Consider the following 13,589-nt stretch of genomic DNA (forward strand, 5'->3'; position numbering starts at 1 on the left):
TGCTGGCGAGGGTCGTCAATTGATTCGAAATATTTAAATAGTTGAATATCAGGCATGGGGGCTCCTTAAAAAGGAGTATAAGATCATACTTTTAAGTCAAGGTAAAGTTCGTGATCTTGCCCTGGATAAATAGAGTGATAACAAGGCATAAATTTTGATATGTTTTTGATATGTAGTTGTTCTACATAAAAATTTATAACGCCGTTAGCGCTTTATTTAGCACGCTAGAAAGGCTAAATATTTAAGTCGATTGGTATTAATGTCTACGCTATTTTGCATAAAGCCAATCTAAACCTTGGATCAACGTGGTTGGAAATGCCGTCGCATGCTTTGCACCATCAATTATAGAAAACTCAAGCTGTATATTTTTAGCATCCCCTTGACGTATTTTACTCGCTAACTTATTAGCTCCAGTTATCATATCTTGCCCTTCACCAAATTCAGGTGTTTCTTTACTACCTACCGATAAGTAAACCCTAACGTCTTGCTTAGCTGTAGTAATCGACTGAGATATTATGCTCTCATTATCAAACCACACCGACGGGCTACCAATAATGTAACTTTCAAACATATTAGGCTGGGTAAAAAGTACATGAGCAGCAAATAAGCCCCCCAATGAATTACCTACTAAAGTACGTTGGTTAGAGGTCACACGGTAATTACTTTGCATATAAGCAAACACATTATCACGAATAAAAGCAGCATGTTGCTCGGCCTTACCCGTTTCGAGCTGCCAATCATTTGCTTTACTTGGTGTGTAATCTCTAATACGGCTTGATGACCCTTTAGAGCCTTGCGAATAACCAATTGCAACGAGTATTGCTTCATTCATGGCGCCACTGTTCATAGCAAAATGCGTCGCCCCGGATGCCACTTGAAACGCATACGAGCCATCAAGGAGGTAAACAACAGGGTATGTTTTATCTTTATTTCGACTGTAACTGCGCGGGAGCTTTATAAATAAAGGATAGCTAAGCTTTGCCTGCTGATCGGTAAGCTCTATAACCGCACTTCTGGGGATTTCAAACGATTGCTCAGCAACGCTGCTAAAAGTTGAAAACAAAATAAGAAAGCAAACTAAACACTTCAAATTAACCATTTTTAATTAATAACACTTTTTTATAATTAATTCAGACAGCTTATCAAATAACTCAATATACGTGTGGCCATTTTACTGCCACTATTTTTTAACAATAAACATCAGATTAATCGATAGCTGCAATCGCTTTAAATCGTGATTTAGCACTAGTTTTTAATCGTTAATCTTCTATATTGGTACAAAGGATGAACTTAAACAGGGTTTATCAATCAATATATTACATTCAGTAGCAAGTTAATTGTTATGAACTAAGCTTTTAAACACAGTGAGTTATAGACCGAGTTTTATATTCCGATAAAGGAGCTAAAAATGAGCAATTCAGGTGCGGGTAAATGCCCAATCATGCATGGTAGCAACACACAATCGTCTAATTCCAATACTGATTGGTGGCCAAAGGCCTTAAATTTAGACATTCTTCATCAACACGATACTAAACCTAATCCCTATGGCGATGACTTTAATTACGCTGAAGAATTTAAAAAATTAGATCTTGAAGCCGTTAAAACCGATTTAAAAAATCTGATGACACAAAGCCAAGATTGGTGGCCTGCCGATTGGGGTCATTATGGTGGCTTGATGATCCGTATGGCGTGGCACTCAGCAGGATCATACCGTTTAGCTGATGGCCGTGGTGGTGGCGGTACAGGTAACCAACGCTTTGCTCCTTTGAACTCATGGCCTGATAACGCTAACCTTGATAAAGCACGTCGCTTACTTTGGCCTATCAAGAAAAAATACGGTAATAAGTTATCGTGGGGAGATTTAATTATTTTATCAGGCAATATGGCTTATGAATCAATGGGCTTAAAAACCTTTGGTTTTGCCGGCGGGCGTGAAGATATTTGGCATCCAGAAAAAGACGTCTATTGGGGCGCGGAGAAGCAATGGCTTGCGCCAAGTGATGAACGTTACGACAACGTAGCAAAACCAGACACCATGGAAAACCCGTTAGCTGCAGTGCAAATGGGGTTAATTTATGTTAATCCAGAAGGCGTAAACGGCCAGCCAGATCCACTCAAAACTGCGGCACAAGTACGCGAAACTTTTGCTCGAATGGCGATGGATGACGAAGAAACCGCAGCGCTCACGGTAGGTGGCCATACGGTGGGTAAAACCCATGGCAATGGCAGCGAAGAGAATCTTAGCCCAGAGCCTGAAGCCGCAGATGTATTTGAGCAAGGCCTAGGTTGGAACAACCATAAAACGCGTGGGATAGGCCGCGATACTATGACATCAGGCATAGAAGGTGCGTGGACAACTCACCCAACTAAATGGGATAACGGTTATTGCTATCTGCTGTTAAATTACGAATGGGAGCTTACCAAAAGTCCAGCGGGTGCAAACCAGTGGGAGCCGGTAAACATTAAAGAGGAAGATAAACCTGTTGATGTTGAAGATCCATCAATTCGCCTAAATCCGATTATGACCGATGCCGATATGGCAATGAAGATGGATCCAAGCTATCGCAAAATTATCGAACGTTTTTATAATGATTTTGACTATTTCACCGATGTGTTTGCACGGGCTTGGTTTAAACTCACTCACCGTGACTTAGGCCCTAAATCTCGCTATTTAGGTGCAGATATACCAAGCGAAGATTTGATCTGGCAAGATCCCATCCCAAGCGTCGATTACACCTTATCTGATGCTGAAATTAGCGAGCTTAAAGACAAACTGCTAAATGCAGGCATTAGCGCCAGTGACTTGATCAGCACTGCATGGGACAGCGCCCGTACTTACCGTGGCTCAGATCACCGTGGTGGCGCCAATGGCGCACGCATTCGCTTAAACCCGCAAAAAGATTGGCAAGGTAACGAGCCAGAAAAACTTGCTAAGGTATTAACGGCTGTTGAAAAAGTGCAAGCAAGTTTAAGCAAACAAGTGAGTTTAGCGGACTTAATTGTACTTGGCGGTACTGCTGCAGTTGAACAAGCTGCAAAAGCCGCGGGTGTCGATATCACCGTGCCATTTGCAGCAGGTCGCGGCGATGCGAGCGACGACATGACCGATGCAGAGTCGTTTGATGTATTAGAACCAATTCATGATGGCTTTAGAAACTGGCAGAAAAAAGATTATGCCGTTTCAGCCGAGGAGCTACTTTTAGAGCGAGCACAACTTATGGGGTTAACTGCCCCTGAAATGACGGTACTACTTGGTGGGATGCGTGTACTAGGCACTAACCACAGTGGCAGCCAGCATGGTGTATTCACCGATAATGTAGGCACATTAAGCAATGACTTTTTTGTTAACCTAACCGATATGAACTATCGCTGGGAACCGGCAAGTAAAAGCACGTATAACATTATTGAGCGCAGCTCCGGTAATACTAAATGGACCGCTACCCGTGTTGACTTAGTGTTTGGCTCCAACTCTATTTTACGAGCCCTTGCTGAATTTTATGCGCAAGACGATAACAAACAGCGTTTTGTACAAGACTTCGTTAATGCATGGGTGAAGGTAATGAACGCAGACCGCTTTGATATGTAATTAAAGCAAAAACAGTTTATAACTTAAGCGCGAGAGTTAATATTCTCGCGCTTTTTTATGCTTGTTTAACTTGATAACAGAATTACTTAATTCTCTTTGCAATCATGCAGTGATGTCTTTTTTGACATATCAATGATTAGACATTGATCAGGTAGAGCATTGCTAAGATTACTATAAATAGAGAAAGCTTGCGTAAGTGCTATTTTTAGCTGACAGAGAGTCCCGCCATTATTACTTTTTCTAGCCAATTTATTTTTACATTCAGCCGTGCCATTTAATAATTCTCCCATAGTTTGGTAAGTCTGTTGTGTGGACTCACTTATATCAGCGAAAGCCAGTGAGCCTGCATTACGCACTAAATAAAAATCAGAAATAAAATCCAGTACTGTTTTAGTCTGCAATTGTTGCTGTTGTACTTTTGATAGCGCACTGTCATCACTCAGTAAAGAAATAACCTCTAATAACGACATTTTCTGTACTTTATCGCGAAAGTCCGCGGGCCACTCACGAGGGATAAATCGCCACCTCGCCAATGCTTGTAAGTGCTGCTTACTAAAACTTTGATAGTTCTTAGCCGTTAAAATGCGTTTATCCCATAGTTGTGCAGGCGCACTCTTTTGTAAATAGTCATGCTCTGTTTGGTAAGCGCTAAATAACATATCAAAATAAGGCACATCATCAATCGTTATTGTATCGACTTTAGCGAGTTGGTTATTGAGAGTAACTAATTTGTAAGCAGGCCGATAAGCCGCTATCGAAGGGGCTTGTATATTAAATAATGTATTATGCTCAGTTTCAATAATTGCAGTGTCATTCATGTGCATATGGCCACCAATGTGCAGTTTCAAACCTGTTTCCGCTAACAACTTACGGGTATTAAGTTCAGGCTCTCGAGCTAGCTGAAATGCAGACTCACCAAACAAAGATTTAATCGACTGCGTTTGGCCATCGTAAAACTCTCCCATCGGAAAATGACTAAACGCAACTAAGGTTTTATGTTGCTCTTTCGCGCGTTTAACAACATTGGTGATCCATTTCATCAAATAAGGTTTTTCAGTCAATACTTTGTTATAACCCGCATTGCCAGATCCTTGAAACACTAACGTGCCATTTTTAAACTCAGGAACATACACATTCGCATCAATTGCCAATAGCCAAAGCCCAGTAACAGGCTCTACTAAGTAGCTGGTATCGGGGACTTGTTTACAACGTGCTTTATTATTCTTCGCGCATTGCGAATAACTGCGTTCAACCAGCGATACCTGCTCACCAAATGGCGTTTCCCAGAGTAAGTCGCGGCTATCTGGCTGCAAACCAAACGGTGCCATTATCTCTACAAGCTCTTGATAACCAGCATGCGCGATTTTATCGCTGCATACTAATGAGTGATTATCTTTAGCTACATGTTCACAACGAGGATGATCGGTTGAATAAATACCAATTTGCTGACCTTTAGAACCCAAAAAGTCTGATTTTCCGCCGGCGGTTTTAAATGGCCGAACCGGATCATGATTACCTGGAATAGCAAAAAAACGCATACTGTACTTTTTTGCATAATCGTCTAGTATCGTTTTTAAACCATTAAGATGCACAGGTTGGCCATCATCAGTAAAATCCCCAGGCAGGGCAACTAGCTTTACGCCTTTAGCGGCAATATCATCAAGGGTGGCGATTAACGCAAAGTAGTTTTCATTAAATAAGCGAGTTGAATGAATTTGCGCCTGCAAGCTGCGAATGCTCACCGCATCCTTTGCTTTATCGACCGGTATGCCCGCAAACCCCGCATCAGAAAAGTCCCCATAAATATCGTGAAAGTGAATGTCCGGCACAAAGGCTATTTGGGTGTTTGTAGCCGGCGCAGCAAAAAGCGGTGTACTGCTCAAACAAATGAGCAATGAAATGAGAAACTTCATTTTAAATATCCTGTGACTGGAACACTTTAAACAAAAAAACCGGAAGCAAAATGCTTCCGGTTATTAGCTTTATAATATATTAAAATATTGCGCGAACACCTAATGCAAAGCGTCTTCCAGAGAACTCATACATTGATGGGAAAGCTGGATCTAATGTATATCCTTTAGTTGCTTCATCGGTAATATTAATGCCCTCTAATGTGAATTTTACTGAATCATTAATGCTGTAACCAAATGAGACATCTGTTTGACCATACGCATCACGATAAACTGGATACATATCACGCTCAATGTACTCTACGTATTTGTCTTTATAGTTATATGAAATACGCGCATCAAAGCTTTCATTTTCATAATAAAAAGTCAGGTTGTAGGTTTCATCTGCAAGCCCCTCTGGCGGGGTAGGGATACCTAAGTCAGATGCACCCGTTAAGGAGTTATTTAATGTCGTGTAGTTAGCATTGACACCAAAACCTTCTAACATGCTACTAAAACGAGCAAATGGAATTTGTGCAATAAACTCAACACCACTAACATCATACGAGCCTTCGGCATTCACTTTTTGATAAACATCAAAATCATACACACCGTCAACAGTACCATTATCATTGTACTTAGTTACGCCATTAACAACACCTGTGAGTGATTCACGTACGACGCCTTCAATTTCTTTTTCAAAGTAAGAAACCGCTAATAAGCCGCCATCTTCTAAATACCACTCCAAGCCCAGTTCCCATTGATCAGCATAGGTTGGTTTTAAATCAGGGTTACCATCGCGATATTTAAACTCACTTAAGCTCACTGTACGTTTATAAGCGATATCCGTTAATGATGGACGCATAAGCGTTTGTGATGCCGCAGCACGTAAAACTAAGTCATCATTAAGCTCAAGGGTGAAGTTAATACTTGGCAGTACTTCAGTGTAACCACCACTTTTAGAGACTGGTGTTGACGTATAAGATGTTGAGCCATCATCATTTTGTACTTGGTGATAACCTGATGAATCAACTTTAGTATCAATATAACGTACACCGGTATTCAAGGTTGCGGGCATATCGCCAATATCAAAAGCAAAATCAGCCATTGCATAAATAGCCGTGGTTTTTTCTGCTACTTGATAATATTGGTCTGGTTCGAAATCAACACCAAAGCCTTCATATCTAAGTTGGTTACGAGCATAACTATTAGAAATTTGACTCCAACCTTGTTTAGACGTTACGTCAGATAGATACTCGCCACCATTAACCAAATCTGAAATATTAGTTAGTTCACTGTCAGCTAACGTACGCGTGCCTACCCAAGAGGTATCACCTGCTGATGGACCTGTTGCTCGGTTAGTACCATAATTACGCTCTTTTGATTTGTCGGTATACCGCGCCCCAAACTGCAACTTGGTTAACGCAGGGAAGGAATCTAAGCTAAATTGGCGAGAGAAATCCAATTGAGCAGCATATTTATCATCTGAGATTGCTTCAAGATTAACTTCGTTATAGTCAAATAAATAAGCCTCAGGTGAGTTATACATATCAAATGTATCAGGATTATTACTTGGTATAGTTTCTGCGCCTGTGCTGGTATAACGTGAACGTGTTGCACGATAGGCTGTATGTTTTAAATTAGTGGATTCGGTTGTTTTATCTGCGCCACTATAACCCACTAAACCGTATATATCCCAGTCACCTACAACCCAGTCCATTGCAATGCTAAATTGTTGGTAGTCAGTATCACTACTGTGTTCTTTACTTAAAAATTCGTGTTGAGTAGCCGCATAGTCAACGTCGGTTAGAACAGTGATACCGTAATCACCTAGCGTAGAGCTATCATATTGATTAATGCGTTCTAAAGAGCTAACACTTGATGCGGCATAAGCTGATGCATCATATTCGTCTTCATGATCATCAAAATTACCCAGTAAGCCATCAAAGGTTAAGCTAAATTCGCTGCTAGGTTTATATTGTAATGACAGTGTTGCACCCCATTTTTCTTGCTCTGTTAAGTATGAACGATCGCCTACTTTATTTAAAAACACCACGCGGCTTGTTTCATCGCTATCAAAGCGATCATTAATTGTTATACCGGTATCACGCTCTAATACGTCCGCAGCTTGGTCAGATTGCCATTGCGATGAGCCTTTCTTTTCTAAAAATCGAGAAAGGGGGCGAAAATCGATCCCTGAATTACTATCAGTACGATTAGTTCGTTGAGAGAATGCAAACGAGGCAAGTGCCCCCCAATCACCAAATGTATCACTGGCTAAAAAGGTTAGTTTAGGATCTGATTTTTCTGATATTTCGTTATAAGCCCCTTCGACCGATGCCACTAACTTACGGCCGTCATAATCAAATGGTCTTGCTGTTGTGATTGCGACGGAACCTGCAATACCGCCTTCTTCATCCGCAGCCGTTGATGATTTTTTTACTGTAACACTTTGAATAATTTCAGAGGCAAACATATCAAATTCAACATCACGCCCGCCACTGCCCGATGCCGTAGCAAGATTATTGATTGATACGAACGTAAATTCACTCGGTAAACTACGTACATTCACCTTTTGACCTAAGCCCTTATTACGCTCAATAGTCACCCCTGGCATACGCTGTAGCGCTTCGGCTAAGTTTTGCTCAGGAAAATCCGCAATATCTGAAGCGACTATCGAATCTGAAAAGCCAATATTACTACGTTTTAAATCAATCGCTTGCTCTAAGCTTTTAATATAACTACCGGTTACGACGATTTGCTCCATCGCTTGATCTTCTTTTTCAGTTTCTTGTGCATAGCTTGGTGCTACAAATAACGAGCTAAGTGCTAATGCTAACGGTGATAGAGTAAAAATTCGCTTAGTCATCATGTTGGTCCTGTTGTATGTATTACGACTTTAAATTGATTTCGCTTCTAATGACGGTGCAAAAATTTAATAGGGGACGTATTTATTTGATGAAGTTTTTATGTCGGTTTTGCGACATCACACTCATAAAAGTGTCATCAAATCATCATAAAAATAGTGTCACCTTTGCTTTAGTATGAGCGTCTGTTAAATAACGTAATGCTGTAGATATCGATACAACGATGCCCCAAACTCAAACATCTCCATCGCTTTCGAGCGAACAAGGTCAACAACATAGGCCAATGGTAAAATGCTTTATTGCTAACCAAGATGCTCTAAAAAGTTTTTTTCGTCGCGCTGTTGGTGAAAAAGCTGATGCAGATGATTTATTTCAAAAATTGTTGCTCAAAGCATTAAAAATAGAATGTACCGATCACATTGATAACCCACTGGCTTATGGTTACCGGATGGCACATCATTTAGTGATTGACCATCACAAAGAGCAAAATAAATATCCCGAGAGCCTAGAGCATGAGCCATTAAGTACAGAGCTTTCCCTTGAAAAATTACTCGACCATGAGCAGCGCTTGCGTTTATATCAACAGGTACTTACGCAAATGCCTGCGCTACGACGTGATGTGTTTATTCGAAGGCGGTTACATGGCGAAAGCCGCCAACAAATAGCGCAAAGCTTAGGGTTATCAGAAGAAGCGGTAAAAAAGCATATTTCCCGCGCGATGGATATGCTCAAAGACGCAATCAGCGAATTTATTGCCGACTAAGTGTCCCCTTAATGAACGTTAAGTCGTTATATCAATAATAGAGATAGATAGAGAAATAACATGGTCACCTCATCCAAACATGACGATGAAAATAAAGATCCACTCAAGCAAGCGATTTGGCAAGATGCCGCACTAATTGCAGCATTACAAAAATTAGACTCACAAACACAAGTGAATCAGCCAACACTGGCAGAACCTAGCCAAGAAAAGCCTTTTTGGTTGTGGGGAAGTGCGCTTGCAGCCAGTATTATTGTGGCCGTGGTTGGCGTTATGCAATTAAGCTCAGAGGTAACCCCTGAAGCTTCTTCGCTCGTTGCTGCACAACAGTATTTTGCCACTGAAGCCACTGATATTACTTTGTCAGATGGCTCTGAAGTTGCATTAAATACACACACTAATTTGCAATTTAATGAAAACGATAAAGCCAGACAAGCAACCCTGAGTAAAGGCGAAGCTTATTTTTCAGTAAAACGTGATGAACATCGCCCGTTCACCATCAATACCGGTAACGCAACAATAAGCGTATTAGGCACCGCTTTTAATATCGATAAAACCCTACGCGAAACAACAATTGATGTGTTTCATGGCAAGGTGGCGGTAACCACACCAGATAACGCACAGCGAGTAGAATTAGTAAAAGGGCAGCGAGCTCGCGTTCATAATAATCATATTATTGTAAGTACATTTAAAGCACAGCAGCCTGATTGGCAACTTGGCTGGCTTGATTTAGAAAATGTCACCATTAATGATGCTATTTTTCAACTTAATCGCTATACCGACAAACCATTAGTTCTGAGTAATGTGGATGCTAACTTACGAGTCAGCGGTCGTTTTAAAACAACCGATGTCGTTGGCGCGGCATCTTTAATCGCGCAATTAAACCAGCTTGAGGTTAATCGCTTTGACGACAGTATTGTATTGTCGCCAACAAACTAGTTTGAGCATATTTTTGCAGTTGGTGGCATTGTCATAAATTGTTCATTTATATTCTGCACACTGTCGTTTTATTAATGAAGTAGCAAGGCCGTTCATAGATGTTACGTATAAGCAGTTTTTTATGTGTAGCACTCTCGATTTTTTCTATTGCAGCTGATGCCGCAACGGCCAGTTTAATAGAGCAATTAACTGACCTATCTAAACGGTTTTCCACTGCGATAATATACAACACCTCATTACTAGCAGGCTTAACCGTTGAGCCCAGTACTCAAACCACACTTGAGCAAACTCTTGATTTATGGCTGACTCCTAGGCAATTAAGCTGGCAAAAAACCGCTTCTGGCATCGTTATTTTTCAAACCGCAACATCAGTACCAGCACCGGCAATATCAATACCCGAAACTAACAATACGCAGGTGCTTGAAGAAGTAACAGTAACCGAGTCGTTACCCACACCATCCAATGGTGATGCCTATAACCACAATTACCAACAAGCAATTAACTACGCCCAACAAATAAAGAGTAACTATGTAGGGCAAAGCGAAATAGCTGTAGGCGCAATGCTCAATCAACTGCCAGCTGAAAATCTTGCCGAGGCACTACAAGCAGTACCCGGCATAAGCATTACCCGCGATCGCGGTGAAGCCCTTAATATTAATGCCATGGGATTGGGTGCGGAATATCAATTAACGCTGTTCAATGGTCATCGCCTTGCAAATACCGAAAACGTTCGTAACTCAAACCAATATGGGCAACAACACCGCTTTGATATATTTAGCGCTGGTTTATTTTCAAATATCGCGGTGTATAAAACCACAAACTCAAGCCTTCCTAGTGGTGCAGTAGGCGCTACCGTTAACTTGCTTAGCGATGACCCCCTTGCTTATCAAGACAATAACCTACAAGTTATGCTCACCACCGCTGCGCTTGAAGGTGAACAAAACCTTCAACCAAGCTTTGGATTAACAAGCAATGCCAAAACAGCAGATGGTAACTTAGCTGTGATGATAAAAATGAACTATGAGAACCGTCTGCAACGTCAATTTCAGTTTGAAACCTGGCACTGGGGAGAAAACGGCGGCGCACCGCAGCCTTACCAATGGCCTGATATTAATAAAAACATCTTGGTGCCTACAGATGGCTTAGCACTGACCATAGAAAACGAAGATCGCACTCGCGCAACATATTATGGCGCTTTAGCCTGGCAAGCTACTGAGCGTTTAAAGCTTAATACTCTGTGGTTTAGATCAGATACTGACTTTTCGTTTGATGAGCACCGTATTTCAATTAACCCACAAAGTCAGTCAGCTCAAGCACAGGTTCGCGATGAAAAGAATAGCCTAAACCAATTTGTATTTAACGATGTAAATGCCAAAACTAGCCGTGAAGAATCCAACTTATATTATGCCAACCAAACCATACAAGTTGATGCTAACTGGCAACCAAGTGCGCATTTACCCTTAACGCTTTCGCCATTTTACAGTAGCAGTAAAGCAAACAGTAAAACCAAAGAACCTATCTCTCGCGTTCATGGGGCTATTTCGCCTATGCAGGCAGACGTTGTTTTACAAAATACATCGGTTGATAGCTTTAATTTTGCTGGCAACCTAGGGTTAGTAAATAGCTACTCACATATTAATCAAATGAGCAAACGCACTATTAATGTGCTTAATGAAGTGAACGAGTGGGGCATTGATAGTCATTGGAGTAGTGAAAATAATTGGGGCATGCAAGCGCTGGATATCGGCTTTTTACATTCAACCCAACATTATGACTACACCCGCAAAGATATAAGTTTATCGCCCTTAGCTTTAGAGCAACTACCAGATCTAGATGGTCGTTGGCTTGAACCAATCACTAATAAATTTTCAGCTGAGTTTATGAACGCAGATTTACAGCCTTGGCTAATCCCAAAAAGTGACCTTTTTCAACTTTATGATATTGATTTATCGTTCGCTGAAATGAGCGATAGTGACCGATTAAATAGTTACAAAGTAAGCTTTGTATCAAAGGAAGGATACATCTCTTCAAAGTGGCAATTTGAGCAAGTAACGTTAAGCACAGGCTTGCGATACAGCAATACATTAAGTGAAACAAAAGGCTCGCAGCTTGCAACAACAGGGGAATTAGCGCCCATCAATAGCAGCAATAAAGATAACACTTGGTTACCGTCCGTTAATTTAAAATGGCAGCCTTCGCAATTTTGGCAATGGCGGGCGGGCTTTAACCGCGCTTTAAATCGGCCAAATTACTCAGATTTAAACCCAAAACTGCATATAAACTCAGGTGGTTTACCTTATGCAGAGCTTGGTAACCCCAATTTGCAACCGGTTATAGCCAATACCAGTACGCTCTCTGTTAACTGGCAACAACAAAGCGTAAGCGCACAATTGCTGGGCTTTAATCACCACATGAATAACTTTATTGTTGAGCAAACAGCAAGCTTAAATTATCAAGGCCTGCAATATAACTCATTGCAACGTACTAACGATGGCAAAGCCAAGATAAAAGGCTTACAAGCCAGTAGTCAGTGGCAGTTACCGATATATAGCCGATGGTTTCTACAAAGCCAATTATCAGCAAGCATAACCCATATCAACAAAGCTGATGTAAGCACCTTCGCTGGCAATCACTTTAAAGTTGAAGGAGTCTCTGACTGGACAGGTAACCTGCGCTTTTTAGTCAGTGATAAAAAATGGCAAGCTGCATTTAATATTAATTACCGCAGTGAGTTTCTTGAACAACGCGATATTAGTAATAATGCCGACACTTATGTTGCGGCTTACACCAGCACTGACTTAAGCTTCAGCTGGTTTTACTCAGCCAATGCCAGCCTGCGCTTAGACATGTTTAACGCCACCAATGAAACACTCACCCGCACAGCTAAAACCGACTATGCGAGTTCATTAATGAAAGCAGAAGAGTTTGGCCGCCGCGTGGTAGTTAGCTTGTCATTAAGAATATAAGTTTTTGAATTTACCACACGTAAACAAAGATCGCTTTTGTAAACCCCCATTACGTTTTGAATAAAAATAATACAAGCAACTAATGTTTAAAGCTAGCTTATGCAAACCCAGTAGCCGCTGAGTTAATGGCTTGCTAGTATCGAAATGATACATAACGATAATTACCTCTGGCAATCCTCAAAAAAGACGAAGATGGCCCAAATACACATGTTTTATATAGCCAAAGTGAAGATGGCATAAATTGGGGTGAGTTTAAACCGGTATTAAATAAAGCAGGCACACCACTAAATGGCGTTATTGAACAGGATTCAAAAGCCTAACAACCGACCTTTTAGTAAATATGTTAGCGATGAGCTAGAGCCTAGCTGGTTTATCAATAAAGCAAACAACGTGGTTATGACTTTTCGTGATCAACAAACTCTACCGACCATGCAGTATCAAGGTAAATACAAACGCATTGGTTACAGCTACCCAAAAAGTTATCTTTGGCAAAAAAGCTTATTTATAAGCTACGCAGTTAACAAAGAAGACATAGCCGTAACAAAGCTAGACTTAGCGCAGTTTCAGGAAGCCGTAAAATAA

At 41.0% G+C, this 13,589-nt stretch carries 8 protein-coding genes; 5 read left to right on the forward strand and 3 right to left on the reverse strand.

Annotated features, from left to right (window positions below; genetic code table 11):
* Positions 1 to 268 precede the first annotated feature (268 nt).
* The gene (locus H5183_RS05995; protein WP_259397112.1) at positions 269 to 1,063 is read right to left on the reverse strand and encodes an alpha/beta hydrolase; all 795 of its coding nucleotides are present in this window, start codon (positions 1,061 to 1,063) and stop codon (positions 269 to 271) included.
* Between the two features lie 345 nt (positions 1,064 to 1,408).
* Here H5183_RS05995 and katG point away from each other — a divergent pair, with 345 nt between their 5' ends.
* Entirely contained in the window at positions 1,409 to 3,586 is a 2,178-nt protein-coding gene (gene katG / locus H5183_RS06000; RefSeq protein ID WP_182731191.1) for a catalase/peroxidase HPI, read from the forward strand.
* 86 nt (positions 3,587 to 3,672) lie between these two features.
* Here katG and H5183_RS06005 read toward each other — a convergent pair whose 3' ends face one another.
* Positions 3,673 to 5,499: a metallophosphoesterase gene (locus tag H5183_RS06005; protein ID WP_182731192.1), complete on the reverse strand. Its 1,827-nt coding sequence runs from the start codon at positions 5,497 to 5,499 to the stop codon at positions 3,673 to 3,675.
* A gap of 79 nt (positions 5,500 to 5,578) precedes the next feature.
* Positions 5,579 to 8,347, reverse strand: a complete 2,769-nt coding sequence (locus H5183_RS06010; protein WP_259397113.1) for a TonB-dependent receptor — start codon at positions 8,345 to 8,347, stop codon at positions 5,579 to 5,581.
* A gap of 218 nt (positions 8,348 to 8,565) precedes the next feature.
* Between H5183_RS06010 and H5183_RS06015 the strand changes: the two genes are divergently transcribed.
* From H5183_RS06015 to H5183_RS06030, 4 genes are all read left to right on the forward strand, one after another.
* Positions 8,566 to 9,105, forward strand: coding sequence for an RNA polymerase sigma factor (locus H5183_RS06015; RefSeq protein WP_182731193.1), 540 nt, complete (start codon positions 8,566 to 8,568; stop codon positions 9,103 to 9,105).
* Between the two features lie 60 nt (positions 9,106 to 9,165).
* A complete protein-coding gene (locus H5183_RS06020; RefSeq protein ID WP_182731194.1) occupies positions 9,166 to 10,041 on the forward strand; it encodes a FecR family protein in 876 nt (291 codons plus the stop codon).
* 98 nt (positions 10,042 to 10,139) lie between these two features.
* Positions 10,140 to 13,007 carry a TonB-dependent receptor gene (locus tag H5183_RS06025; protein WP_182731195.1) on the forward strand — a complete coding sequence of 956 codons (2,868 nt, stop codon included), beginning with the start codon at positions 10,140 to 10,142 and terminating at the stop codon, positions 13,005 to 13,007.
* Positions 13,008 to 13,295: 288 nt separating this feature from the next.
* Complete coding sequence (locus H5183_RS06030) at positions 13,296 to 13,589, forward strand: hypothetical protein (protein ID WP_182731196.1); 294 nt, start codon at positions 13,296 to 13,298, stop codon at positions 13,587 to 13,589.

The organism is Pseudoalteromonas sp. SR44-8, from assembly GCF_014163635.1.
Classification (GTDB): Bacteria; Pseudomonadota; Gammaproteobacteria; order Enterobacterales; family Alteromonadaceae; genus Pseudoalteromonas; species Pseudoalteromonas rhizosphaerae.

Bases quoted from the DNA above. Each gene is read 5' to 3' on its own strand.
- katG (WP_182731191.1), top strand. From the start codon at position 1,409: ATGAGCAATTCAGGTGCGGGTAAATGCCCAATCATGCATGGTAGCAAC.
- H5183_RS06005 (WP_182731192.1), bottom strand. From the start codon at position 5,499: ATGAAGTTTCTCATTTCATTGCTCATTTGTTTGAGCAGTACACCGCTT.
- H5183_RS06010 (WP_259397113.1), bottom strand. From the start codon at position 8,347: ATGATGACTAAGCGAATTTTTACTCTATCACCGTTAGCATTAGCACTT.
- H5183_RS06015 (WP_182731193.1), top strand. From the start codon at position 8,566: ATGCCCCAAACTCAAACATCTCCATCGCTTTCGAGCGAACAAGGTCAA.
- H5183_RS06020 (WP_182731194.1), top strand. From the start codon at position 9,166: ATGGTCACCTCATCCAAACATGACGATGAAAATAAAGATCCACTCAAG.
- H5183_RS06025 (WP_182731195.1), top strand. From the start codon at position 10,140: ATGTTACGTATAAGCAGTTTTTTATGTGTAGCACTCTCGATTTTTTCT.
- H5183_RS06030 (WP_182731196.1), top strand. From the start codon at position 13,296: ATGGCGTTATTGAACAGGATTCAAAAGCCTAACAACCGACCTTTTAGT.